This is a genomic window from Streptomyces sp. NPDC030021, from assembly GCF_055574035.1.
The window spans coordinates 118,106-140,105 of record NZ_JBVIAH010000021.1 but is presented as its reverse complement, the minus strand read 5'-3'; the positions used below and the strand labels follow the sequence as shown (position 1 = coordinate 140,105).

The 22,000-nt window shown below is 73.9% G+C and carries 20 protein-coding genes, 1 tRNA gene and 2 pseudogenes; 14 read left to right on the top strand and 9 right to left on the bottom strand.

Features of this window, described 5'->3' with window-relative positions; translation table 11 throughout:
- Positions 1-91 precede the first annotated feature (91 nt).
- The 4 genes from ACZ4YL_RS33075 to ACZ4YL_RS33060 all read right to left on the bottom strand — a co-directional run bounded on the left by ACZ4YL_RS33075 (position 92) and on the right by ACZ4YL_RS33060 (position 2,795).
- Positions 92-1,330 carry a mannosyltransferase family protein gene (locus ACZ4YL_RS33075; RefSeq protein WP_468121482.1) on the bottom strand — a complete coding sequence of 413 codons (1,239 nt, stop codon included), beginning with the start codon at positions 1,328-1,330 and terminating at the stop codon, positions 92-94.
- Positions 1,331-1,439: 109 nt separating this feature from the next.
- Positions 1,440-1,886 (bottom strand): hypothetical protein, encoded by a 447-nt coding sequence (locus tag ACZ4YL_RS33070; RefSeq protein WP_468121481.1) that lies wholly within the window; start codon positions 1,884-1,886, stop codon positions 1,440-1,442.
- Positions 1,879-2,376 (bottom strand): SigE family RNA polymerase sigma factor, encoded by a 498-nt coding sequence (locus ACZ4YL_RS33065; RefSeq protein WP_373045156.1) that lies wholly within the window; start codon positions 2,374-2,376, stop codon positions 1,879-1,881. Before ACZ4YL_RS33065 ends, ACZ4YL_RS33070 begins: the two co-directional genes overlap by 8 nt.
- Positions 2,377-2,721: 345 nt before the next feature.
- A tRNA-Met gene (locus ACZ4YL_RS33060) sits at positions 2,722-2,795 on the bottom strand.
- 288 nt (positions 2,796-3,083) lie between these two features.
- On the opposite strand from ACZ4YL_RS33060, the gene ACZ4YL_RS33055 reads away from it, so the two are divergent.
- Both ACZ4YL_RS33055 and ACZ4YL_RS33050 read left to right on the top strand, forming a co-directional pair.
- The gene (locus ACZ4YL_RS33055; protein ID WP_030384970.1) at positions 3,084-3,287 is read left to right on the top strand and encodes a cold-shock protein; all 204 of its coding nucleotides are present in this window, start codon (positions 3,084-3,086) and stop codon (positions 3,285-3,287) included.
- Positions 3,288-3,545: 258 nt separating this feature from the next.
- Positions 3,546-4,442: a serine hydrolase domain-containing protein gene (locus tag ACZ4YL_RS33050; RefSeq protein WP_468121490.1), complete on the top strand. Its 897-nt coding sequence runs from the start codon at positions 3,546-3,548 to the stop codon at positions 4,440-4,442.
- Here the strand turns inward: ACZ4YL_RS33050 and ACZ4YL_RS33045 are convergent.
- Positions 4,420-5,703, bottom strand: a complete 1,284-nt coding sequence (locus tag ACZ4YL_RS33045; protein WP_468121480.1) for an MFS transporter — start codon at positions 5,701-5,703, stop codon at positions 4,420-4,422. The two genes, ACZ4YL_RS33050 and ACZ4YL_RS33045, sit on opposite strands and share 23 nt — an antisense overlap.
- 50 nt (positions 5,704-5,753) lie before the next feature.
- Between ACZ4YL_RS33045 and ACZ4YL_RS33040 the strand changes: the two genes are divergently transcribed.
- Positions 5,754-6,146: a MerR family transcriptional regulator gene (locus tag ACZ4YL_RS33040; RefSeq protein ID WP_468121479.1), complete on the top strand. Its 393-nt coding sequence runs from the start codon at positions 5,754-5,756 to the stop codon at positions 6,144-6,146.
- Between the two features lie 99 nt (positions 6,147-6,245).
- On the opposite strand, the pseudogene ACZ4YL_RS33035 reads toward ACZ4YL_RS33040, so the two are convergent.
- Positions 6,246-6,464, bottom strand: a pseudogene (locus ACZ4YL_RS33035) (response regulator transcription factor); the annotation flags it as partial.
- A 37-nt stretch (positions 6,465-6,501) separates the two neighbouring features.
- On the opposite strand from ACZ4YL_RS33035, the gene ACZ4YL_RS33030 reads away from it, so the two are divergent.
- Positions 6,502-7,506: a sensor histidine kinase gene (locus tag ACZ4YL_RS33030; protein ID WP_468121478.1), complete on the top strand. Its 1,005-nt coding sequence runs from the start codon at positions 6,502-6,504 to the stop codon at positions 7,504-7,506.
- Between the two features lie 39 nt (positions 7,507-7,545).
- Positions 7,546-8,253 (top strand): ribonuclease H family protein, encoded by a 708-nt coding sequence (locus tag ACZ4YL_RS33025; protein WP_468121477.1) that lies wholly within the window; start codon positions 7,546-7,548, stop codon positions 8,251-8,253.
- On the opposite strand, the gene ACZ4YL_RS33020 is transcribed toward ACZ4YL_RS33025, so the two are convergent.
- Complete coding sequence (locus ACZ4YL_RS33020; RefSeq protein ID WP_468121489.1) at positions 8,233-8,889, bottom strand: LamG domain-containing protein; 657 nt, start codon at positions 8,887-8,889, stop codon at positions 8,233-8,235. The two genes, ACZ4YL_RS33025 and ACZ4YL_RS33020, sit on opposite strands and share 21 nt — an antisense overlap.
- A 153-nt stretch (positions 8,890-9,042) precedes the next feature.
- Between ACZ4YL_RS33020 and ACZ4YL_RS33015 the strand changes: the two genes are divergently transcribed.
- The 4 genes from ACZ4YL_RS33015 (at position 9,043) to ACZ4YL_RS33000 (ending at position 14,451) form a co-directional block, all read left to right on the top strand.
- Positions 9,043-9,168 carry a hypothetical protein gene (locus tag ACZ4YL_RS33015; RefSeq protein ID WP_468121476.1) on the top strand — a complete coding sequence of 42 codons (126 nt, stop codon included), beginning with the start codon at positions 9,043-9,045 and terminating at the stop codon, positions 9,166-9,168.
- A gap of 73 nt (positions 9,169-9,241) precedes the next feature.
- The gene (locus ACZ4YL_RS33010) at positions 9,242-10,129 is read left to right on the top strand and encodes a hypothetical protein (protein WP_468121475.1); all 888 of its coding nucleotides are present in this window, start codon (positions 9,242-9,244) and stop codon (positions 10,127-10,129) included.
- Entirely contained in the window at positions 10,129-12,291 is a 2,163-nt protein-coding gene (locus tag ACZ4YL_RS33005) for a bifunctional serine/threonine-protein kinase/ABC transporter substrate-binding protein (RefSeq protein WP_468121474.1), read from the top strand. The genes ACZ4YL_RS33010 and ACZ4YL_RS33005 overlap by 1 nt, the downstream gene beginning before the upstream one ends.
- 6 nt (positions 12,292-12,297) lie before the next feature.
- The gene (locus ACZ4YL_RS33000) at positions 12,298-14,451 is read left to right on the top strand and encodes a bifunctional serine/threonine-protein kinase/ABC transporter substrate-binding protein (protein ID WP_468121473.1); all 2,154 of its coding nucleotides are present in this window, start codon (positions 12,298-12,300) and stop codon (positions 14,449-14,451) included.
- Positions 14,452-14,485: 34 nt separating this feature from the next.
- Here ACZ4YL_RS33000 and ACZ4YL_RS32995 read toward each other — a convergent pair whose 3' ends face one another.
- On the bottom strand, positions 14,486-15,106 hold the full coding sequence (locus ACZ4YL_RS32995) for an L-threonylcarbamoyladenylate synthase (RefSeq protein WP_030763061.1): 621 nt from the start codon (positions 15,104-15,106) through the stop codon (positions 14,486-14,488).
- Positions 15,107-15,460: 354 nt separating this feature from the next.
- Between ACZ4YL_RS32995 and ACZ4YL_RS32990 the strand changes: the two genes are divergently transcribed.
- Both ACZ4YL_RS32990 and ACZ4YL_RS32985 read left to right on the top strand, forming a co-directional pair.
- On the top strand, positions 15,461-16,948 hold the full coding sequence (locus ACZ4YL_RS32990) for a sensor histidine kinase (RefSeq protein ID WP_468121488.1): 1,488 nt from the start codon (positions 15,461-15,463) through the stop codon (positions 16,946-16,948).
- Entirely contained in the window at positions 16,945-17,643 is a 699-nt protein-coding gene (locus tag ACZ4YL_RS32985) for a response regulator (protein ID WP_468121472.1), read from the top strand. Before ACZ4YL_RS32990 ends, ACZ4YL_RS32985 begins: the two co-directional genes overlap by 4 nt.
- Here the strand turns inward: ACZ4YL_RS32985 and ACZ4YL_RS32980 are convergent.
- Positions 17,623-18,324 (bottom strand): annotated as a pseudogene (locus ACZ4YL_RS32980) (phosphatase PAP2 family protein); the annotation flags it as partial. The gene ACZ4YL_RS32985 and the pseudogene ACZ4YL_RS32980 sit on opposite strands and share 21 nt — an antisense overlap.
- Positions 18,325-18,586: 262 nt before the next feature.
- Between ACZ4YL_RS32980 and ACZ4YL_RS32975 the strand changes: the two are divergent.
- The 3 genes from ACZ4YL_RS32975 to ACZ4YL_RS32965 all read left to right on the top strand — a co-directional run bounded on the left by ACZ4YL_RS32975 (position 18,587) and on the right by ACZ4YL_RS32965 (position 21,912).
- Positions 18,587-20,686 (top strand): SpoIIE family protein phosphatase, encoded by a 2,100-nt coding sequence (locus ACZ4YL_RS32975; protein WP_468121471.1) that lies wholly within the window; start codon positions 18,587-18,589, stop codon positions 20,684-20,686.
- Between the two features lie 41 nt (positions 20,687-20,727).
- Positions 20,728-21,318: a methyltransferase domain-containing protein gene (locus tag ACZ4YL_RS32970; RefSeq protein WP_468121470.1), complete on the top strand. Its 591-nt coding sequence runs from the start codon at positions 20,728-20,730 to the stop codon at positions 21,316-21,318.
- 69 nt (positions 21,319-21,387) lie between these two features.
- A complete protein-coding gene (locus ACZ4YL_RS32965) occupies positions 21,388-21,912 on the top strand; it encodes a GNAT family N-acetyltransferase (RefSeq protein WP_468121469.1) in 525 nt (174 codons plus the stop codon).
- Positions 21,913-22,000 lie beyond the last annotated feature (88 nt).

Here is a 22,000-nt window from a genome sequence, read left to right as displayed (position 1 = left end):
TTGCGATGCTTCCCCTAGGCCCTGCGGGCCTGGGGAGACCCCATGGCACCGGACGCCGCGGGCCTGACCGACGCCACTTTGACGACAGGACCTAGCCGGCCCAGCGGCCCGTGAGGAAGGTGATGGCGACCGCGGTGGACAGGGGAGCCACGGCGTAGAGGCAGGCGGTCTGGATCCGGGGGCGCTTCAGGCTCCAGGAGGCCAGACCGATCCACAGCGGCCACCACAGGAGGGTGGAGCGGGGCACGGACGTGTACCAGTAGGAGGTGCCCAGGGCCCACAGGGTGAGGCCGATGTACAGGGCCTCGGGCCAGCGGCGGCCCCGTACCAGCAGGACCAGGAGCAGGACACCGACCACCATGGCCAGGAGTTCGGCCTGCCACATCACTGCGTACCCGGTGGGGTGGGTGTGGTGGAAGGCGGCTTCCCAGGTGTTCGCCCAGGCTTCCCACGGCGCGTGGAAGTCCCGGTACCAGCCGCGTTCCTGGGCGTGCTTCCAGGCCATCCAGTCCCCGGTCCGGGTCTGCAGGTACCAGCTGTAGAGGGCCGGCGCGAGGGCCGGCAGAAGGAGCCACGGGGCCGCGCGCCAGGCGGTGCGGCCGCGGGCGGTCAGGACGAAGTGGAGTGCGAGGGCGGCCGCGAGGAACAGACCTGTGATGCGGACCGAGCAGGCGAGGCAGGCCAGTATCGCGGCCGCCGGCCAGTTCTGACGCTGCGCCGCCAGCCAGGCGGGCAGGGCCAGGGCGAGGAAGAGCGCCTCGGTGTAGCCCGCGGCGAGGAACACGGCGCACGGCGAGAGCAGCAGGAACACCACCGCGCGGCGGCCGGTTTCGAGGTCGGCCAGGTGATGGCGGGCGATCCGGGCGAGAGCCAGGACGGCGACGCCGCCGGAGAGGAACGAGATCAGCGCTCCGGCCGCGGCCCAGTCGGGAACCACGGTGTGGACGGCGCGCAGGGTGAGGGGGAACCCGGGCAGGAAGGCCTCCCGGTTGTCCCAGCCCGCCGTCCAGGGTCCGGCCTGGGCGGGGAAGTAGCCGTCCTGGGCTATGTGGAGGTAGTGCCACCAGTCCCACTGCTGCCAGGCCGAGAGCGGCGAGGCGGGCCGGCGGGCCTCGCCGTCGGCGGGGAACAGCCAGCTGACGGCACCCGCGGTGGCCCAGATGCCGATGCGGGTCAGCAGGTACAGCCACATCACCTCACGCTCGCCCGGGCCGAGCCGCAGGAACGCCGGCAGGGCGCGGCGGGGGCGGCGAACGCTCTCGCGCACGGGCGGCCAGGTGGTGGGCGAGCCGGGAAGCTCGACCGTCCGACGGGGGGCTGAAACGGGCATATCGGGATCTCCTGACCGTCTGAAGGCGTGCGGAGTCACCGGCTCTGGTTCAGCCGGTGTCCGCGGGCGGTGTGCTGCGGGGAGAGGGAGAGAAGGGGGAAGGGTGGGGCTACCGGAGCGGCTGGGGCGGCGTGGGCGACATGCTCGCGGTGACGGTCCCGGTGGGATCGAGCGGCGGCGCCGTCGTGTTGCCCGGCGGCATCATGCTGTTGAGCGGCGGCGGAGGCGTCGTGTTGCGCGGCGGCATCATGGAGTTGAGCGTCGGTGCCGTGGAGTTGGGCGGCGGGGGCGGTGCGGACGTCGGGGACGGGGCCGCGGGCGAGGGAGTGGTCGCGGGGAGGGTCGGGCCCGGGTCCCCCGGGAGGAACGCGGACAGGGCCGCGCCGGATCCGGCGAGGACGAGGAAGCACGCGGCGGCGACACCGACGATCCGGCGCCGGCGGTGCCGTTCACCGCGCCGCTCGATGACGGCGACGGGCGGGGCCGTGCTCGCGGACTGTCCGGCGGAGGCCGCTTCCCGGAACAGGGACCGCAGCGGGTCGTGGGAGTCAGGCATCGGGAGCCTCCTCAATGCGGGGGTCCTGCAGATGGCGGGAGAGCGTGGCCCTGCCCCGGGACAGGTGGGTCTTGACCGTGCTCGCGGACAGCGAGGTCTCGGCGGCGATCTGCTCGACGGTCAGATCGCACACGTAGTGCAGCGCCATGGTCCGGCGCTGTTTCAGGGGCAGTTGCCGCAGCGCTTCGACCAGTGCCACCGCCTCCGGCCCCGGCCCCTCCACGTGACCGGCGGGGGCGGTGCGCTGCCAGGCGTCGGCGGTGCGCCGCCGCCCGCGCCAGCGGCTGACGGCGAGCCGCCACGCGACGGTGCGGATCCACGCCTCGGGCCGGCCGTCACGGTCCAGCTGACGGCGGCGGCCCCACCCCCTGACGAAGGCCTCCTGCACCACGTCCTGTGCCTCGTGGTGGTCGCCGAGCATCACGTAGAGCTGTCCTGTGAGCCGTCCTGCCGCTTGCGCGTAGAACTCCTCGAACTCCTCGATGGTCAAAAAATCGCTCCCGAATCCATGTGTCCCTCTCACCGGGCATACGCCCGCCGCACCCCATCCGGTCGACACCGGACGACAGATCTTTGTGTGAGTGCCGTCACACGGTGGGTGGGGTGTTCATCGTCGCGGCGGCCACGGTGAGGCGGAGTGGCGGCGCCACGGGCCACCGGGTGGCGCGGATCCCGCCCCCGGCCCCGGCGCCCGACCCTGGCCCTGGCGCCCGATCCCGGCGCCCGATCCGACCCCGGCCCCGGATCCGTGCGGTCGGGCCGCCCCGCGCGGGGAAGAAGGGCACGGCACAGCAGAAGGGCCCGGATCCATGAGGATCCGGGCCCTTCCGAGCAGTAGCGGGGACAGGATTTGAACCTGCGACCTCTGGGTTATGAGCCCAGCGAGCTACCGAGCTGCTCCACCCCGCGTCGGTAGACCTCACACTACGGCATCCCGGAGGCGGTCCTCGACGCATTTACGGGCGGCTGTGCCCGGAGTGTGGGCGAAAGGGCTGAATCTCGCCCCGAAGGCGAGATCATTCCCCCTGGTGACAGTGCGTGCAGGCGTGTACCTTCACGGGTAGCTGTCGTGGTTCCAAGTGCCTTGCCCGTGCCCTTTGGTGTGGGCAGTTTTGCTGTGTTGTGCCGTAGGACCAGGGCGATCACCTCCGTCTTCCACGCCGTGTGGAAGACGTACGTCAACGGGAAGGCATGAACATGGCTACGGGAACTGTGAAGTGGTTCAACTCGGAAAAGGGCTTCGGCTTCATCGCCCAGGACGGCGGCGGCCCGGACGTCTTCGCCCACTACTCGGCGATCAACGCCTCTGGCTACCGTGAGCTCCAGGAGGGTCAGGCCGTGACCTTCGACATCACGCAGGGCCAGAAGGGCCCGCAGGCGGAGAACATCACCCCCGCCTGATCCCGGACGACGGCCCGGTCTGACCACCGGGCTCCGGAGAACCGTTTCCCCGTCCCGCCCGTTCGCTGAACGGGCCGCAGGGAAAGATCAGGGCCGTGCGGCCTCGCCGCACGGCCCTGATCCGTCTCCCCGGCTCCGCGCGGTGCCATGATGCCCGGGTGGATCACAGGGTGAGCACGGATGCGCAGGCGCGGGTCGGCGGGATCCTCCGGCAGCTCGTCGACTCCGGTCAGGAGAGCGGCCTCCAGGTGGCGGCCTATCTGGACTGATCGACTACGACACGCCCATCGCCCGCTACTGGCCCGAGTTCGGCGCGCACGGCAGGGAGCGGGCCACCGTCGGCACGCCCTGACGCACGCCGTCGGAGTAGCGCAGTTCCCCTCCGCCCTCACGCCGGAGGAGCTCTGCGACCGGGGCACCATGTGCGCGACCGTCGCGGCGGCGGAGCCTCTGTGGGAGCCGGGCTCCACCAGCGGGTACCACGGCTGGACCTTCGGCTGGATCCTCGGCGAGACCGTGCGCCGCATTACCGGCCTGACCCCGGCCGAGGCCCTGCGCACGTACGTGAGCGAGCCGCTCGGGGTGGCCGACGAGCTCTACTTCGGCCTGCCCGAGAGCGAGCTCGCGCGTACGGCGCCGCTGGTGGAGGGCAACTGGGCGGCCGGGCTGGAAGCCCTTCCCGCCTCCGCGCGCTTCCGCCGGTACGTCGCCCCGAACCGCACCGTGTGGACCGTCGCCGAACTCGCCGACCGCCGCGCCTACCTGCTGGCCGACCTGCCCGCGTGCGGCACCACGACCGCGCGGGCCGCCGCCCGGCTGTACGCCGCCCTGACCGGCGAGGTCGAGGGCGTGCGTCCGATGTCCCCGCAACGGGTGGCCCTGGCGGCGGAGGTGGCGGTCGAGGGCAAGGACCTGATGCTCCTCGGCAGGTACGCCAAGGGGCTCGGTTACTTCGTAGGCCTGCCCCGGATGGCAGGCGAACGCACGGCCTTCGGCCACCACGGAAGCGGCGGCAGCATCGCCTTCGCCGACCGCGCCCGCGGCCTGTCCTTCAGCCTCACCCGGACCCGCCTGGTGGGCGGCGCGGCCGACACGGCCGCCCGGACGCTGGCGGACGAGATCAGATCGGCCGTCACAGGGGCGCAGGGGTCCTGACGCGCCGCAGCCCCCGGACCCGGACCGCGGCCCCGATCGCGGCGAGTGCGACGGTCGCGATCCCCGACGCGGCCAGCACCTGCCGGGGCCCGAGGAGCGCGATCAGCGGGCCGCCGAGCGCGGTGCCCACCGGTCCGGCGGTCAGGAGGGCGGCGCTGCGGGCGGCGAGGACCGTGGTCAGCGAGGCGGCCGGGGTGCGTTCCTGGAAGAGGGTGTAGGACAGCGCCGTAAAGGGTCCGTAGATCAGGCCGCCAAGGGTGAAGCAGGCCAGGGTGACGGCCGCGGGCGCGCCGAGGCCGAAGGGTACGAGCGCCAGCCCCCAGCCCGCGACGATCCCCAGCGTGACCGGCCAGAGCGGGAACCGCCGCAGGGCGCCCGCGGCCAGGCCGCCCAGCACGGCGCCCGCTCCGAACAGCGTCCAGTACAGCCCGAGCAGGCCCGCCCCGGCATGCAGGTCGTCGGTGACGTGCAACGGGAGTGCGACCTCCGCCGGCCCGTAGAGGAAGTTGAAGAACCAGGTCAGGGCCAGGACACCGAGGAGCTCGGGCTGCTTGCGCAGCAGGCGCAGGCCGGCCGCCGACCGGTCGGCGTCGACCGGCGCTGCCGTCGCCCCCTTCCCGTCCTTCCCGTCCTGTCTGGCCGCCGTGCCCCGCAACCGCCCGACCTGGGCGGCGAGCACGGCGAAGGACAGCGCGTCGAGCCCGATGAGCCAGGCAGGACTGATCACCGCCGCCAGGAACCCGGCGAGCGCCGGGCCGACGACGATGGAGGCCGAGACGCTGGAACTGACCAGCGCGTTGGCGGCCAGCCGCTGGTCGGGCGGAAGTATCTGCGCGAGCAGGGAGTACCTGCCCGCGTTGCCCCAGGCATGCAGGACGGACGAGCCCGCGAGCAGGGCCACGTACAGCACCGGGTGCAGTATCCCCGCGGCCCAGGCCAGCGGCACACAGCCGAGGAGCACCGCGCGGATCCGGCTGTCGGCCGCCAGCAGCCGCCCGGCCGGAAGCCGGCGCAGCCAGCGCCCGAAGAGCAGTGCTCCGGCGGCCCCCGGAAGCGCGTACGCGGCGAGCGCGGCACCCAGGAGCAGCCCTGACCGGCCCGGGGGAGCGATCTCGATGGCCAGCCACGCCACGGCGACCACGCTCATCCCGTCACCGAGATCGGAGGCCGCCAGCGCGGGCAGCAGCCGCCGGAAGTCGGCATGGGCGAACAGCGGCCGATAGGTGCGGGGGAGGAGACGAGTTGTCTGTACGGGAGTCACCAGGTCAGACTCATGGTTCAAGCGCACTTGAGGTCAAGGGGGAGTGACGGGTGCGACAGCTCGGGATCGGTGAGCTCGCTCGGCAGGTGGGGATGCAGCCCTCGGCGCTGCGCTACTACGAGAGCGTCGGCCTGCTGCCGCCCGCCGAACGGGCCGCGGGCCGGCGCGTCTACCCGGCCGGCACCGTGCGGCGGCTCGCGCTGATCAAGATGGCCCAGCGGGCCGGATTCACCCTCGCCGAGATCCGCGCCCTGCTCGACGGCGACGCCGAGCGCGGCGCCACCCGGCAGTGGCGTGCCCTCGCCGAGAGCAAGCTCCCCGAACTGGACCGGTTCATCGAGCAGACGCGGATCCTGCGGGACGCCGTCGCCGACTGCCTGGCCTGCGGATGCATGAACTTCGAGAAGTGCGCACTGCTCGCCGCCGAAGGACCCGGCTCCTGACCGGTGCAGTCGGCCCGGCCGCGCTCAAGGCCCCATCAGCCCGTTCAAGGCCCGCTCAAGGCCCGCTCAAGGCCCGTCCGAGGCCCGTCCGAGGCCTCCTCAAGCACCCGTTCGACGCTTGCGTTCGGCGAGCCCGGCCTCGTACGCGGCGATCGCCGCCTCCACCTGGTTCCGTACCCCGAGCTTGCCCAGGATCGCGCTCACATGGGCCTTCACCGTGCCCTCGACCAGCAGGAGGCGAGCGGCGATCTCGGCGTTGGACAGACCCGAGCCGAGCAGCGCCAGGACGTCGTTCTCCCGTTCCGTCAGCCCCTCCAGGGCGTTCCGCGCGGGCACACCGCCCGCCATCCGCCCGGTGCGACTGAGCCTGATCGCCCTGCGCGCCGGGGCTCTGGAACTCTCGCCCACGCTGACCGGCCAGGACCGGGCGGACCTGGCCGTGCTGCGCGCGGCCGTCTCCGACGCCGTGGGTCACCTCAAGGACACCGTCGGAGTGCTGCGCGACGGCCCCGACGGGGCGGAGCCGACGGCCTCGTCCGTGGAACCGGTGGAGGAACTCGTCGCCCGGACACGGGAGTCCGGGGTCACGGTGCACCTGCGGCGGGAAGGGCCGGCCCGGGCCCTGCCGCCGTTGGTCGACCGCAGTGCGTACCGCGTGGTCCAGGAGTCGCTGACCAATGCGATCAAGCACGCACCCGGCAGCACGGTCCACGTCAGCATCGCCCGGCAGGCGGACCGGACCGAGGTGCGGGTGACCAACTCCGCGCCGCGGGCCGGCTCACCGTCCGCCGGCCCGGGGGCCGCCGTAGGGCGGGACCCGGGACACCGTGGTCTGACCGGCCTGCGCGAACGGGTCCTGCTCATCGGCGGAACGCTGCACGCCGCGCCCCGGGAAGGCGGCTTCGAGGTCCTCGCCACCCTGCCCGACCAGGTGAACCCGGAGCGCGCGAGGAGCACCGGGGAGCCCAGGGAGCAGACCGGCTCCGAATCGGCGCGGCGGCTCGCCGTCGCCCGGCGCGGCGCCCGGTACCGGTTCGTCGCCGCGTTCGCCGTCCCCGTCGGGTTCGGCCTCGTGGCACTCGCCTCCAGCGCCTATCTGGCCCACCAGCTGACCACGTGTGTCCTGCGTCCCGCGGACTTCGCCGCGGTCCGGGTCGGCCAGGACCTCGGCGAAGTGGTCCGGCTTCTTCCGGAGCAGCAGTTCCGGTACGTCCCGGATGCCGTCCGGGCGCTGCCCGTACCCCCCGGCACCGTGTGCGCGTACTACCGCTCGAACGGCAACCTCCTGGACCAGGTCGACGTCTACCGGCTCTGCTACGCGGGCTCCCGCCTGGTGGCCAAGGACGTGCTGCCGGGCTGAGCGATCGGGGAGCCCCGCGGGATGAGGCATGATCGGGGGATGTCTGATCGCATCATCGCCGCCTGTGACGGAGCGGCCAAAGGTAATCCCGGGCCCGCCGGCTGGGGTTGGGTCATCGCCGACTCCCAGGGACGCCCCGAGCGCTGGGAGGCCGGTCCGCTGGGGCGGGCCACCAACAACGTCGGGGAGCTGACCGCCCTCCAGCGGCTGCTGGAGGCGGTGGACCCGGGGACGCCCGTCGAGGTGCGGATGGACTCCCAGTACGCGATGAAGGCCGTGACCCAGTGGCTGCCGGGCTGGAAGCGCAACGGGTGGAAGACCGCCTCCGGCCAGCCGGTCGCCAACCGTGAACTCGTCGAGGCGATCGACCGGCTGCTGGCCGACCGGGACGTCACCTTCCAGTACGTTCCGGCGCACCGCGAGGACGGCGACCGTCTGAACGCGATCGCCGACCAGGCCGCCAGCGACGCGGCGATCAGGCAGGAGGCCGCCGGTACCGCCCTCGGCAGCCCGGAGATGCCGGTTCCGGCTCCGGCCGCGGCGTCCCCCGCGCGCCGCAAGGCCGCGCCGGGGAAGCGTACGTCCGTGGGCACCGCGACCGGTGGCGGCGGATCCCGGGCCATCAAGGCGAAGTTCCCCGGCAGTTGCGCCTGCGGAAAGCCCTACGCGGCCGGTGAGCTGATCACCAAGAACGGCAGCCGGTGGGGTCACCAGGCCTGTGGCTCCCTAGGGGCGGTGGACGCGTAGGTACTCCACCTCGTAGGACATCTGCGAGACGCCGGGCTCGGGCGCCGGGTGGTAGCGGCCGGCGCACACGGACAGGTTGACGATGAGGTACGCCCGCCAGTTGCGCCCGACGCCCCGGCGGTCGGCGAAGACCCGGGTGCCGTTGACCCACCACACGACCGAGCGCGATCCGAACTCGACCTTGAGGTCCACCCAGCCGCCCGGGGCGATGGAGGAGTCCCGGTGGTAACGCGAGCCGCCCTTGACGTGGTTGGAGAGTTCGAGCAGGTCGGGGTTGTCGGGGTGGTACTCGAAGACGTCGATCTCGTTGCCGCCGTCCCGCCAGGTCCAGATCGCCGGCCAGGCCCCGATCTCGGAGGGCAGCCGCACCCGGGACTCCAGTACGTCACCGGTCCGCACCATGAACCCCTCGCCGCTGCCCTCGGTGGTCAGCAGGCCCGCGTTCCACTTGCCGTCCGGGCGGCGGGTGGCCCGAAACGTGCCGGTTCGGCTGTAGGAGGGGTCGGCCACGAGGTAGTCGAGTTTGTTGTCGCCGGTGTTGGTGGGGCCGCCGTTCGGATAGGCCCAGGACCGGCCGGCGATCCACTGGGAGGTCGATCCGAAGTCCGCGGTGAAGACCGGGGCCCGGGCGCTCAGCGGTGCGGCCCCACTGTCGGGGGTACCGGTGAAGCGTCCCTTGAGCCGTCGGAGCCAAGTGAGAACCTGAGTGAGCACGAGCGGCTCCTTCCCCATGGGTTGACGCTCCTGCAGCATGCCCGGCCGCGACGCAATACATACCGGTGGACCGGTTTGTCTTTGACCCTCCTCGGCGACCTTGCCGTCGGCGTCGCCCACCAGGGGCAGGGCGTGGGCCGCGAACTCGTCCTCGGCTTCACCCGCCACGAGTCCGCCTGGACCCCGGACCGTCCGAACTAAGAGGACGATGTGCCTCAACATGCGTTTTCCGTAAGCCAGTTAAGCGCACACATGGCGGGGTACGATCCGTGCCGTGGGGGGACTGGTAGGACAGAGCAGAGGGAAGGCCGTCCTGCGCGCCTGCGGCTGCGCGGTGGCGGGTCTGTTCCTGATCGCCGGGTGCACGGCCGACGGCACGCCGAAGGGCGGCACGGCGAGCGGCGCCCCGGCCACGCCGTCGGGCACGGGCGGTCCGGGCGCCGGAGGTTCGGGTCCGGGCAGCACCGGCGCGAGCAGCACCCCGGCCGCCCGGCCCAGCAGTTCCGCCTCGATCCCGATGCCCCCGGTCGACGAGTCCAGGCAGCCGAAGACGGTCGCCGAGGCCCGCGACCTGCTCGGCCGGATCATCATCGCCGAGCACGACCTCGGGCCCGAGGTCGTGCGCAACACCCCGTTCGAAAGCGATCCCGGCCGCTGGCCCGTGCTCGACGAGGGCTGCGTCTGGCAGACCCAGGGGCTGCCGGCCGACGTGCTCGCCACGAGCACCCGCCACTTCCACATCCCGGCCAAGGACGGCCGCGGCCGCGTGCGGATCAACGCCACGGTCACCGTCCACCACAACCGCGAGGAATCCGGCTGGGAGACCGCCCGCGCCATGGAAGAGGTCCTGCGGTGCCCGGACCAGAAGCTGCGTGAGGGCGAGGACCTCAAGAGCCTGTGGGGCGGCGCCTTCTACCTCGGCGAGCAGATGAACGCCTGGACCGAGGACGCCTTCACCGAAACCGGCGAGTACGTCAGCGCGCAGGACGGCGGGCCCTACGCATACACCTGGTCCCAGGCCCAGTTCGGACCCGTCACCGTGGCCATCTCCGCCAAGGGCGCGGAGGGCATCACCAACGACGATCTGAACGCCTACGTGGCCCGGGGCACCGGCCAGATGATGATCCAGGCCAAGCAGGAGCTCGGAAAGGCGGCGGGCTGATGGAGCCGCTCCACCCCTCTGACCCCTCCCGGATCGGCGGACACCGGCTCCTCGGACGCCTCGGCGCCGGCGGCATGGGCGTCGTCTACCTCGGCCGGACCGACGACGGCGCGCTCGCCGCGGTCAAGGTGATCCGCGCGGAGTACGCCGAAGAGGCCGACTTCCGGGCCCGTTTCCGCCGCGAGGCCGAGATCGCCGCCGAGGTGGACAGCCCGTGGGCCGTCCGCGTCACCGGCGCCGACCCGGATGCCGCCGAACCGTGGCTCGCCACCTCCTTCGTCGCCGGACCCTCGCTCGCCGAGGCCGTAGCGGCCCACGGACCGCTCCCGCTGCGCGCCGTACGGATCCTCGGCAGAGCCCTGGCCCAGGCCCTGGCGGTGATGCACGAGCAGGGCCTCGTACACCGCGACGTGAAGCCCGGGAACGTCCTCCTCGGCATGGACCGGCCCCGGCTGATCGACTTCGGGATCGCCCGCGGCGGCGAGCACACCGCCCTGACCTCCGCCGACGCCGTACTCGGCACCCCCGGCTTCCTCCCGCCCGAGCAGGCCGAGGGCCGCCCCGCCGAACCGGCCGGCGATGTCTTCTCGCTCGGCTGCCTCCTCGCGTACGCCGCCACCGGACGGCTGCCCTTCGGCACCGGCACCGTGGACGCGGTGCTCTACCGCACGGTCCACGACGAGCCCGAATTCGGCCCCGAGGTCCTCGCCGACCCCGAACTCACCGCACTGCTGCGCACCTGCGTCGCCAAACACCCCGACATCCGCCCCGGTGCGCGTGAGCTGGACGCGGCACTGACCGAGGACACGCCGGGGGAGGGCACCGACTGGCTGCCCGACCCGGTCGTCGCCACCATCGCCGCACGCGCCGCCGCGCTGCTCGCCCTGCCCGGCATCGACGAGACGGTCGCCGACCCGGACGCCGCCCCCGCACCCGGCACGGCCGCGCCGGCGCCCTCCCGCAGGCGGTTCCTCGCCCTCGCCTCCGGCGGCGCCGTCCTCGCGGCCGGCGGCGGCCTGGCCGCCTGGCTGGCGCTGCGGGAGCAGGACAAGCCCAGGAACCCGGCCGCGGACGCCCCGCGGCAGTGGGTGATCGGTGTGCACGCGGACCTCTCCGGTCCGCAGAAGGCCGCCGGACAGGCCCAGGAGCGCGGGGTGCGCCTCGCCGTCGACGCCTTCAACTCCCGTAAGAACAAGCCCTTCACGCTCACCGTCGCCACCGCCGACGACGCCGGGAAGGCGGACCGCTCGGCGGCCGCCGCCACCGGACTCATCGCCAACCGCGACCTGTTCGCCGTGGTCGGCCCCACCGGCAACGACTCCGTGATCCCGTGCCTGGAACTCTACGGCGAGAGCTCCGTCCCCCTGGTGACCGTGTCCGCCCTGGCCACGACCTTCAGCATCACCGACCGGCGCAGCTTCTTCCAGAGCTGCCCGATCTCCTCGACCCAGGCCGCCGCGGTCAACCTGCAACTCGCCGGGAAGCAGGGCGTCCGGCGGATGGGCATCCTCAGCGACCGCGGCGGGGACACCGACACCTGGCAGGCGGCCCTGCTCATGGGCCGCACCATCGGCTACTTCGCCCCCGAGGCCACCTACTACGGGCGCGTCGTCCCGCGCGGAGTCACCGACCTGGCCCCGGTGATCACCGACCTGCTCGCGCACGGCATCGACGGTTTCTTCTACACCGGCACCCCGGCCGGCGGAGCCAAGGTCGCCGGGCTGCTGGCCGCCGCCGGTTTCCAGGGCCCCAGGGCGGCCGACTACACCATCGCCGGCCCCGAGTTCCTCGGCGCGGCCGGCCAGTCGGCCGAAGGCTGGCAGTTCTTCACGCCGTACACGGGCCCGGAGGCCCCCGAGGTCGCGGAGATGACCCGCGCGCACCGGGCGGCGTACGGATCCGCCCCCGACATCTGGACCGCGGAGGCGTTCGACGCCACGCGCCTGATCATCGACCGGCTGGTCACCACCGCGGCCGGGGGCGTACGCCCCACCCGTGCCGGGCTGCTGACCGCGCTCACCCAGGGCACCTTCCGCGGCCTGGCCAAGGAGTACACCTTCAACGAAGACCGACAGCTCAAGGGCAACATCTACTTCATGCACAAGGTGGAGGGGGGCCGGATGCGCTACATCGGCCCGACCGTCCAACCCGCGGCGGGATAGCCCCGGATGCGCCCCCTCACCCCTGCCGATCCGGCCGCGATCGGCGGCAACCGGCTGCTGGGACGCCTCGGTTCGGGCGGCATGGGCACCGTGTACCTCGCCCGCTCCGCCGCCGGCATCCTGGTCGCGGTCAAGGTCATCCGGGCCGACCACGCCGCGAACCCGGACTTCCGTGCCCGGTTCCGGCGCGAGGTGGAGGCCGCCGGGCAGCTGACCGGGCGCTGGGTGGTCCCGGTCGTCGCCGCCGACCCGCAGGCGCGCGAGCCCTGGCTGGCCACCCCCTACGTCCCCGGGCCCTCGCTGGCCGAGGCCGTGGGAGGGTACGGTCCGCTGCCCGTCCGGGCGGTACGGACCCTGGGCGCGCGGCTCGCCGAGGCGCTGGCGCAGGTGCACGCCGCCGGGCTGGTGCACCGCGACGTCAAACCGGGCAACATCCTGCTCGCCCCGGACGGGCCCCGGCTGATCGACTTCGGGATCGCCCGCGCCGAGGGCGCGATCACGCTGACCGCCGTGGACGCCGTTCTCGGCACCCCGGGTTACCTGGCACCGGAACAGGCCCGCACGGACGGCGCCGTGGCGGGCGCCCCGAGCGATGTGTTCTCCCTCGGCTGCGTCCTGGCGTACGCGGCGACCGGGCACGGTCCCTTCGGCGGCGGGCACGCGGCCGCGGTGGTCTACCGTACGGTGCACGATGAGCCCGAACTCTCCGGACTGCCGCCGGAGTTGCTCGACACCGTGCTGGCCTGTCTGGCGAAGGACCCGGCGGCCCGGCCGACCCCGGACGAGCTGGGCGCCGTACTCGGGGACGGCCTCCCCGGCCCGGACAGCGAGGACTGGCTGCCGCCCCCGCTGCCCCGCCTCATCGCCGAACGCTCCACCAGGGCCCTGGACCTGCCCGCCCCGGAACCGACCCGGATCGTCGCGCCGGAGGCGGCCGGCCGGGGCCTCACGCGCAGACGGCTGCTCGGGGCCGGCGCGGGCCTGGCCGTCATCGGCGCGCCGGTCGCCTGGTTCACCACCCGAGGCCGGGCCCGCGGCACGACACCGCCGCCCGCCCGCGAACTCGCCACCCACATCCTCGCCCTCCAGGCCGATCTGACCGGGCCCGGCAAGGAGATCGGCCAGGCCCACGAGCGCGGCATGAAGCTCGCCGTGGAGCGGCACAACAGCCGGTCGGACGCCGCGTTCCGGCTGGCCCTGCGCGTCGCCGACGACGGCGGGGACGCCACGCGCGCCGCGCAGGTGGTCAAGGAGCTGGCCGCCGACCCCGCGGTGGTCGCACTCACCGGCCCCACCTGGGACGGGGTCGTGCCCGAGATGGCCGCTGCCTGCGAAGCGGCCGATCTCGCCCTGCTGCTCGTGTCCGCCGACAGTGCCGAGACCGCCACCTCCCAGCTGGGGTGGCGCACGGTGGTCGCCACCCGCCCGGCCGGCGACCAGCTCGCCCTCCCGGTGATCGACTACTTCAGCCGCATTCGGCCCGTCCACCGCACGGGCCTGGTGGAGGACGTCGAGGGCGGCGAGCCCGCCTTCCCGGTCGTCCGGCACCTGCAGCAGTCGCCGCCCTCGCAGGGCACGGTCAGCGTCCACCGGATCCCCGCGGGCGGCTCCGACTTCGCCGGCGTCGTACGCGCGCTGACCGAGGCCGGGGCCGAGGCCGTCGTCTACGCCGGCACCTCACCGCAGCGCGCGGCCCGGATGGCCCGCGCCCTCACCGAAGGCGGATTCCAGGGCCGGCGGATGGGCATCCAGCACGCCATGGAGCCGGCCTTCCTCACGGACGCCGGTCCGGCCGCCGAGGGCTGGCTGTTCGCCTCCCTTTTCACCGACCCGCTGGCCGTCCCTGCCGCGGCCGAGTTCGTCGCCGCCCACCGCGCCGCGTACGGGACCGCGCCCGCCCGCTGGGCCACCGAGGCATACGACGCCGTGGGGCTGCTCGCCGCGACCCTGGCCGGCCTGGGGCAGGAGGGGCGGGACCGGGCGGGCGTGACCCGCCGGATCTTCCGGACGGCCCACGAGGGCCTGGCCAAGCCGCTGTCCTTCGACTCCAACACCCATGTGCTGACCAGACCCCGCACCGCCCACCTCTACCAGGTCGAATCCGGTGCGTACCGGTACCTGGGCATCTACCCGGACGTGAGCCCCGGGTCCGGGCGGTGAACGGGGGCCAGGGGTCCCCGGACTCCGGTGGCGGCTACTCGAACCGAGTGGTGTCGCCCGCGCCCCGGCGCACGATCTCGACCTCGCCACCGGAGAAGTCGATGACGGTGGTCGGTTCGGTACCGCAGTCACCCGAGTCCAGGACGGCGTCCACCTCGTGGTCGAGCCGCTCCTTGATCTCCCAGCCCTGAGTCATCGGCTCGGGCTCGTCGGGCAGCAGCAGGGTGCTGGAGAGCAGCGGCTCGCCGAGCTCGGCGAGCAGGGCCTGCGTGACGACGTGGTCGGGAATCCGGACTCCGACGGTCTTCTTCTTCGGGTGCAGCAGCTGGCGCGGCACCTCCGAGGTCGCGGGGAGGATGAACGTGTAACTGCCGGGGGTCGCCGCCTTGATGGCGCGGAACACGTCGTTGTCGATCTGTACGAACCGGCCCAGCTGCGCGAAGTTCTGGCACACGAGGGTGAAGTGGTGACGGTCGTCCAGGTTCCGGATCGACCGGATCCGGCTGATGCCGTCGCGGTTGCCCAGCTGGCAGCCCAGCGCGAAACAGGAGTCGGTCGGATATGCGACGAGCTTCCCGCCGCGGATCATGTCGACCACGCTGTCGATGGTGCGCCGCTGGGGATTCTCGGGGTGTACGTCGAAGTATTTCGCCATCCGCCGAGCGTACGCGGTCGCGACCCCGGCGCCGGTACGGCCCGGCGGGCCCGCCGAGCCGCCCGCAGGGCCCGCCCCAGGACCTGCCTGCCGGGACGCGGGGGACGGGTGCGACGGTGCGCCGTTGCGCACGCTGAACGAACCGGACGACGGCGGGCTGCGCCCAGCCGTCGCGCCGTCCCCATGGCGGAGCTGCTGGACTTCGCCCGGGAAACCGGGCAGCAGTTCGACGGGGTCGACCCGGGATTCATGGGCACGGTGTGACGGGTCCGGGGATCCGACCGAGGCTGAAAGTGGACTTTCGGCAGTGCCGCGGGCCCGGGGGAGTTCCGTAGGGTCGGATGCGTGAGGTCAATGATCATCGAGCCCCGGGTCCCGCAACCGGTCGTGTCCGCAGGGCTGTTCATCGGAGCGCTCGCCGCCGTCGGCGCGAGCGTGGCCGACCCGTGGTGGGGGATACCGGCGGCGGTCGGCGCGTACGTCGCCGGCCGCGGCCCGGGGCCGGGGCGGAGCGCGGCGGTGGCCCTGGCCGTGGTGCTCGTGGCAGCCGTTCCCGTCGTGGTCCTGGTGCCCGAGTGGCTCGGGTGGGCGACCCGGTTTGTGCTGACGCTGCTCGCCGCGGCGGTGCTTCCGTGGTTCGCGGGCCGGTTCCTGCGCCAGTACCGCGAACTGGTGCGCGCCGGGTGGGAGCGGGCCGCGCGGCTGGAGCGGGAACAGCGCCTGCTCGCCGAACAGGCCCGACTGCGCGAACGGACCAGGATCGCGCAGGACATGCACGATCTCCTCGGCCACGAACTCAGCCTCGTCGCCCTGTCGGCGGGAGCCCTGCAGCTGGCCCCCGGCCTTCCGGAGGCCCACCGCACCGCCGCGCGGGACATCCGGTCCAGGGCGGGAGCCGCCGTGGACCGGCTCGGCGAGGTGATCGGCGTCCTGCGCGAACCCTCGGAGCCGGAGCCCGGGCCGGAGAGCGGACCGGCGAACGGGCTCGCCGGGATCGGGGGCCTGGTGGACCGGGCCGCCGAGACGGGACTCGACGTCCGGCTGCGGGTGGAGGGGGCGCCGGCCGCCGCGCTGCCGCGGGCCGTCGACCGGGCCGCGTACCGCGTCGTCCAGGAGGCGCTGACGAACGTCGCCAAGCACGCGCCCGCCTCCCGGGCCACCGTCGCCGTCCGGCACACGGCGGACACGGGGGACACGGCGGACACGGGGGGCCGGACCGAGATCGCCGTGACGAACGGGCCGGTGCGGGGCCGGGAGCCCGCCTCCCGGATCCCGGGCGCCCCCGGCGAGACCCACCGCCTCGGGCTCATCGGCCTGGACGAACGGGTCCGGCTGGCCGGCGGCTCCTTCACCGCGGGCCCCGAGGGCGACGGCTTCGCCGTCCGCGCCGTGCTCCCGCACCGGCCCGGCACGGCCCCGGCGCCCCCCGCCGATCCGGCCCGCCCGGGCGGCGTCCTGCCCCCGGAGCACCGCAGCGCCCGCCGCCGGCTGCGCCGCACCGCCGTCGCGGCCGTGCTGGTGCCGCTGTGCACCGCGGCCGTGCTCGTCCTCGGGGTGCGGGCCTGGGACACCGTGACGGCCCGGCAGTCGGTCCTCGCCCCGCAGGACCACGCCCGGCTGAGCATCGGGCAGCCCCGCGCCGAGGTGGCGCCGTACCTGCCGCGCCGGCAGACGCCGCGCCGGCCGGCCGCCCCCGTCCCTGAACCGGACGGTGCGGCCTGCGAGTTCTACGTACAGACCGCCGACCCCTTCGACGACCGCTCGGGGGACATCTACCGGCTCTGCTTCCGGGCCGGCCGGCTCGTCTCCACCGACACCTTCACCGGGAGGGAAGTCCGATGATCCGGATCCTGATCGCCGACGACGAGCCGATGATCCGGGCGGGCGTCCGCGCCGTCCTCGCCACCGATCCCGGCATCACCGTCGTCGCCGAGGCCGCCGACGGCCACGAGGCGGTGCGGCTCGTGCAGCACCACCGCCCGGACGTGGCCGTACTGGACATCCGGATGCCGGGCACGGACGGTATCGCGGCTGCCGCCGAGATACGAAGGACCGTACCGGCGACGGGAGTCGTGATGCTGACGACCTTCGGCGAGGACGACTACATCCTGCGCGCCCTCGGCGAGGGCGCCACCGGCTTCCTGACCAAGTCCGGCGATCCGGAGGAGCTGCAGGCCGGTGTGCGGGCGGTCGCCGACGGCGCCGCCTATCTGTCACCGAAGATCGCGGCCCGGGTCGTCGCCCACCTCGCGGCCGACGGCGCGGGAGCCCGGGCGGGCCGCCGCTCCGCGGCCCGCGCCCGCGTCGACGCCCTGACCGCCCGCGAACGGGACGTGCTGGGCCTCCTCGGCGGCGGACTGTCCAACGGGCAGATCGCGCGCCGCCTGCACCTGGCCGAAGGGACGGTGAAGGCCCACGTCAGCTCGATCCTCTCCCGCCTCGGCGTCGACAACCGGGCCGCGGCGGCGGTGGTCGCCCACGAGGCCGGAGCGGTCCCGGCGCCGCCCGGAGGCGGGGCGGCGCCCGAGGAGCGCTGACGCCGCGCGTCCGGCGGCGGGCAGGAGGACGATCCGTACGGTCAGCACGGCGCTCGCCCCGAGCGCCGCGCCCGCCATGACGTCGTGCGGATAGTGCACACCGACCAGGACCCGCAGCAGGGCGGCGGCCGCGGCCACCGGCAGGGCCAGGGCCGCGAGCCGGGGACGTACGAGCGCCACCCCGACCGCCAGCGCGGCGGCGAGCGTGGCGTGATTGCTCGGGAACGACCAGTCGCCCGGCGCGGGACACGGCGCGACCGCCAGGGCCCCTGCCACGGCCCGGCACGGCCGTTCCTCGTCGACCAGGAGTTTCAGCCCCTCGCTGAGCGCGTAGGCGGCCACGGTCCCGGCGGCCGCCAGGGCCACCCCGGCCAGCCCCGGCACGTCACGGCGCCGCAGGGAGCACACGCCCACCGAGAGCAGCAGCAGGGCCAGGAGCAGCAGCGTGCCCTCGCTCGCCGCCTCCAGCGCCGTCCCTGCCCAGGCCGGCCAGTCGCCCGCCGCGCTCCGGGCGAGTGACCGGTAGGCCGTCGCCGAGACGCCCTCCGTGACGTGTACCGGCTCGTTCGTGCCCAGCGCGCCGCCGGGGGCAGCCCAGGCGACGGCCGCGGCGCCCGCCCCGGCCGTCGCGCCGGCCGGCGGCAGCCGCCGGGCCCATCCGTATCGGGTGTTCGATTCCATGGGGTCCGACCGTAGGAACGCCGGGGCCCGCCCGCCCCGGCCGAACGGCCGGCCCGGCCCCCGACGAACGGCAGGGTTGCGGCGTCCGCCGTTCCGTGCCTGGAAGGCGCCTGCCGCATGCGTGGCGGCCCCGGCGGGGACGCTCCGGACGCTGCCGGACAGGTTCGGGGGCACGATGAGAGGAAGCCGTGCGCCTCGGACCGCCCCAGGGCGGGTGGCGGCGGGCGGCGCCGGGCCGACGATGCCGGAAGGAGCGTCGCCGATGGGTGCGATCGACGGGTCGGGGACCGGTGGGATCAGACCCGGCATGGCCGGGATCTCCCCGCCGAGCGGTTTGCTCGACGTCCTGAACGTCGCGGCGGTCGTCCTCGACTCCGAAGGACGGGTCGCGCTGTGGAGCCCGCAGGCCGAGCAGCTGTTCGGCTGGACGGCGGCGGAGGCACTCGGCCGCCCCGCTGCCCGGCTGCTGGCCGCCAAGGAGCACGTAGGCCTGGTCACGGAGCTGTTCGCGCGCGTCATGGGCGGCGCGGGGGACTGGGCGGGGGCCTTCCCGGTGCGGCGCCGGGACGGCACCACGCGCCTGGTGGAGTTCCGCAACATGCGGCTGCTCGACGAGCACGGCGAGATGTACGCCCTGGGCATCGCGACCGACCGCACCCGGCTGCGCCAGCTGGAGCGGGACCTCGCCCTGTCCGCGCGCCTGGTGGCCCAGTCCCCGATCGGCCTCGCGGTCCTGGACACCGAGCTGCGGTACGTGCTCGTCAACCCGACGCTGGAGCGGATCAACGGGCTGCCCGCCGAAGATCACATCGGCCGGGGCGTCCGCGAGGCCCTGGCCTTCCTCGACGACGCGGAGGCCGCCGAGTCGGCGATGCGCCAGGTCCTGGCCACGGGAACGCCGCTGCTCGAACAGTTCACGGCCGGCCGCACCCACGGCGGGGACCGCACCGAACACGCCTGGTCGGTGTCGTACTACCGGCTGGAGGACGCCACCGGCCGGGTACTGGGCCTCGCCACCTCCGTGGTGGACGTCACCCAGAGTCACCGGGCGGCCATCGAGATCGCCCGCAGCCGGCGCCGCCTCGCGCTCATCGCGGACGCCACCGTCCGCATCGGCACCACCCTCGACCTCGACCAGACCGCCCGAGAGCTCGCCGACGTCGTCGTGCCCGAGCTCGCGGACATCGCCGCCGTCGACATCCTCGACTCCGTCCTCGAAGGCCGGCCGACCCTGCGGTCCTCCGCCCACGAGCCCGCGGTGTTCCGGGCCCTCGCCCTCGCCGCCGCCTACCCCAGCGACGCCGTCCGCGCCGCCGACCCGCCCGGCGACATCGCCCGCTACGCCGCGGACCGGCTCGTCACCCAGTCCGTGACGACCGGCCACCCGGTCCTCGTCGCCCACGTACAGGCCCAGGACATCTCGCGCATCGCCCGCGACAGCACCGCCGCCGACCTCCTGAGCCGCGCCGGGCTGCGCTCCTACCTGGCCGTTCCGCTCATCGCCCGCGGCGAGGTCCTCGGCGCCCTCGACCTCAAACGCACCCGCAACCCGCTGCCGTTCAACGACGACGACATCGTGCTGGCCGGCGAACTCGCCGCCCGCGCCGCCGTGTGCATCGACAACGCCCGCTGGTACCGCAACGCGCACCACACCGCCCTCGCGCTCCAGCACCACCTCCTGCCGCACCACCCGCCGCCCACACCCGGCCTGGAAGTCGCCTACCGCTACCGGCCCGCCGCGGCCAGCAGCGAGATCGGCGGCGACTGGTTCGACGCCATCGCCGGACCGGACGACACCACCGTCCTCGTGGTCGGAGACGTCATGGGCAGCGGCATCAACGCCGCCGCCAGCATGGGGCAGCTGCGTACGGCGACCCGCACCCTCGCCGAACTCGCCCTCGACCCGCCCCAGGTGCTCCACCAGCTGGACCACACCACCGCCGCACTGGAGGAGACCATCGCCACGTGCGTCTACGTCGTCTACGACCCGCACGCGGCCGAGTGCCGGGTCGCCCTCGCCGGGCACCTGCCCCCCGTCCTCATCCGCTCCGGCCGGCAGCCCCGACTCCTCGACCTGCCCACCGGCGCCCCGCTCGGCGTGGGCGGCATCCCCTTCGAGTCCACCACCATCGCCATGGACCCCGGCGACCAACTCGTCCTCTACACCGACGGCCTGGTCGAAACCCGCGACCAGCCCATCGACGAACGCCTGGACCTCCTGCTGACCCTGCTCGCCGACACCGGACGTCCACTGGAGGAGACATGCGACCGCCTCCTGGACTCCCTGCGCCGCACGGACGACCACGACGACGTCGCCCTGGTCATCGCCCGCGCACGATCCCTGCCGACGGGCTCCGCCTAAGGGCCGCCCCGTGATCCCCGGCGTCGTGCGCCCGCCGGGGATTGCGGGACAGCCCTTGGCCTGCTGGCCGACGCCCGTGTGCCACCCTCGGACTTCCGGTCCGGCTCGTCCGCGCCGACGCCCACCGGCTGCCGTACGCCGACGGAGCCTTCGACGGCTGCCGCGTCGAACGGGTCCTCCAGCACGTGAACGACCCCGCCGCCGTTCTCGCGGAGGCGCGCCGGGTCCTCGCGCCCGGCGGAAGACTCGCGGTCCTGGAGCCCGACTGGGCATCCCTCGTCCTGGCGTCCGCGGACCCTGAGGCGGCGCGCGCCGTCGCCGACGCGGTCGGCAGTCATGTGCCGCACCGCCGGATGGGCCGGGACCTGCGCCTTCTGCTGATCCGGTCGGGCTTCACCGACGTACACATCGAGGTCGAGCTCATCGTCTACACGTCGGTCACCGAGCTGTCCCACGTCATTTCCCTGGAACGGGCGGCACACACGGCCTGGACCGGAGGCCGGATCGCGCGCGGGCGCGCCGAGGCCCTGCTCCGCGAACAGCAGGTGCTGTCGGAGTCCGGCGGCTTCCACGCCACGTTCCAGCGCACCACGGTCGCCTGGGCACGCCGCCCTCCGGCCGGAGACTGCTGACGGTCGGACGGGCAGGCGGCGGCACCGCGTGACGGCTGCCCGGCCCGGCCGACTGTTATCGTCCGAGATATGCCTGAGCTCATAACCCCGACCCCCCACCTGCACACTTCCTGGCTCGCCGCGCAGCATGAAGGGGGACCGGACGCCCACATCGACGGCGGCGGGCTCGGCTCCGACGACGAAGTGGACACCCCGCAGGGGTTCGCGGCCTGGGTGGAGCGACTGCGCCGGTACTCGGACCGCACCCTGCCGGTCGACCACGGCCGGGTCCATGCGACGTACTGGTGGATCGCCGAGGGCGACACGTACCTGGGCGCGATCGACCTGCGGCACTACCTGAACGGCTTCCTCCTCGACGCGGGCGGCCACATCGGCTACAGCGTCAGGCCTTCGGCGCGTCGCCGGGGCCTGGCCACCTGGGCCCTGGGGGCCGTCCTGCACGAGGCGCGCATCCTGGGAATGGACCGGGTCCTGCTGACCTGCGACCCGGACAACGAGGCGTCCGTCCGCACGATCGAGGGCAACGGCGGGGTGCTGGAGGACGTCCGCGAAACCCTGATCGGCCCCAAGCGGCGCTACTGGATCGACCTCTAGTGGTTGGGGCGGGGAAACGCTTGCGGGACAGACCCCGGGCGACCGAGGAAGGAACCGGACAAAGAGGGGGGGGCGGAAAGGGGGACGG

What these genes read in the sequence shown, in the direction of transcription:
- ACZ4YL_RS33055 (WP_030384970.1), top strand. Translation starts at nt 3,084, where the DNA reads ATGGCTACGGGAACTGTGAAGTGGTTCAACTCGGAAAAGGGCTTCGGC.
- ACZ4YL_RS32995 (WP_030763061.1), bottom strand. Translation starts at nt 15,106, where the DNA reads ATGGCGAAATACTTCGACGTACACCCCGAGAATCCCCAGCGGCGCACC.
- ACZ4YL_RS33005 (WP_468121474.1), top strand. Translation starts at nt 10,129, where the DNA reads ATGGAGCCGCTCCACCCCTCTGACCCCTCCCGGATCGGCGGACACCGG.
- ACZ4YL_RS33070 (WP_468121481.1), bottom strand. Translation starts at nt 1,886, where the DNA reads ATGCCTGACTCCCACGACCCGCTGCGGTCCCTGTTCCGGGAAGCGGCC.
- ACZ4YL_RS32990 (WP_468121488.1), top strand. Translation starts at nt 15,461, where the DNA reads ATGATCATCGAGCCCCGGGTCCCGCAACCGGTCGTGTCCGCAGGGCTG.
- ACZ4YL_RS32975 (WP_468121471.1), top strand. Translation starts at nt 18,587, where the DNA reads ATGGGTGCGATCGACGGGTCGGGGACCGGTGGGATCAGACCCGGCATG.
- ACZ4YL_RS32985 (WP_468121472.1), top strand. Translation starts at nt 16,945, where the DNA reads ATGATCCGGATCCTGATCGCCGACGACGAGCCGATGATCCGGGCGGGC.
- ACZ4YL_RS33025 (WP_468121477.1), top strand. Translation starts at nt 7,546, where the DNA reads ATGTCTGATCGCATCATCGCCGCCTGTGACGGAGCGGCCAAAGGTAAT.
- ACZ4YL_RS33075 (WP_468121482.1), bottom strand. Translation starts at nt 1,330, where the DNA reads ATGCCCGTTTCAGCCCCCCGTCGGACGGTCGAGCTTCCCGGCTCGCCC.
- ACZ4YL_RS33000 (WP_468121473.1), top strand. Translation starts at nt 12,298, where the DNA reads ATGCGCCCCCTCACCCCTGCCGATCCGGCCGCGATCGGCGGCAACCGG.
- ACZ4YL_RS32965 (WP_468121469.1), top strand. Translation starts at nt 21,388, where the DNA reads ATGCCTGAGCTCATAACCCCGACCCCCCACCTGCACACTTCCTGGCTC.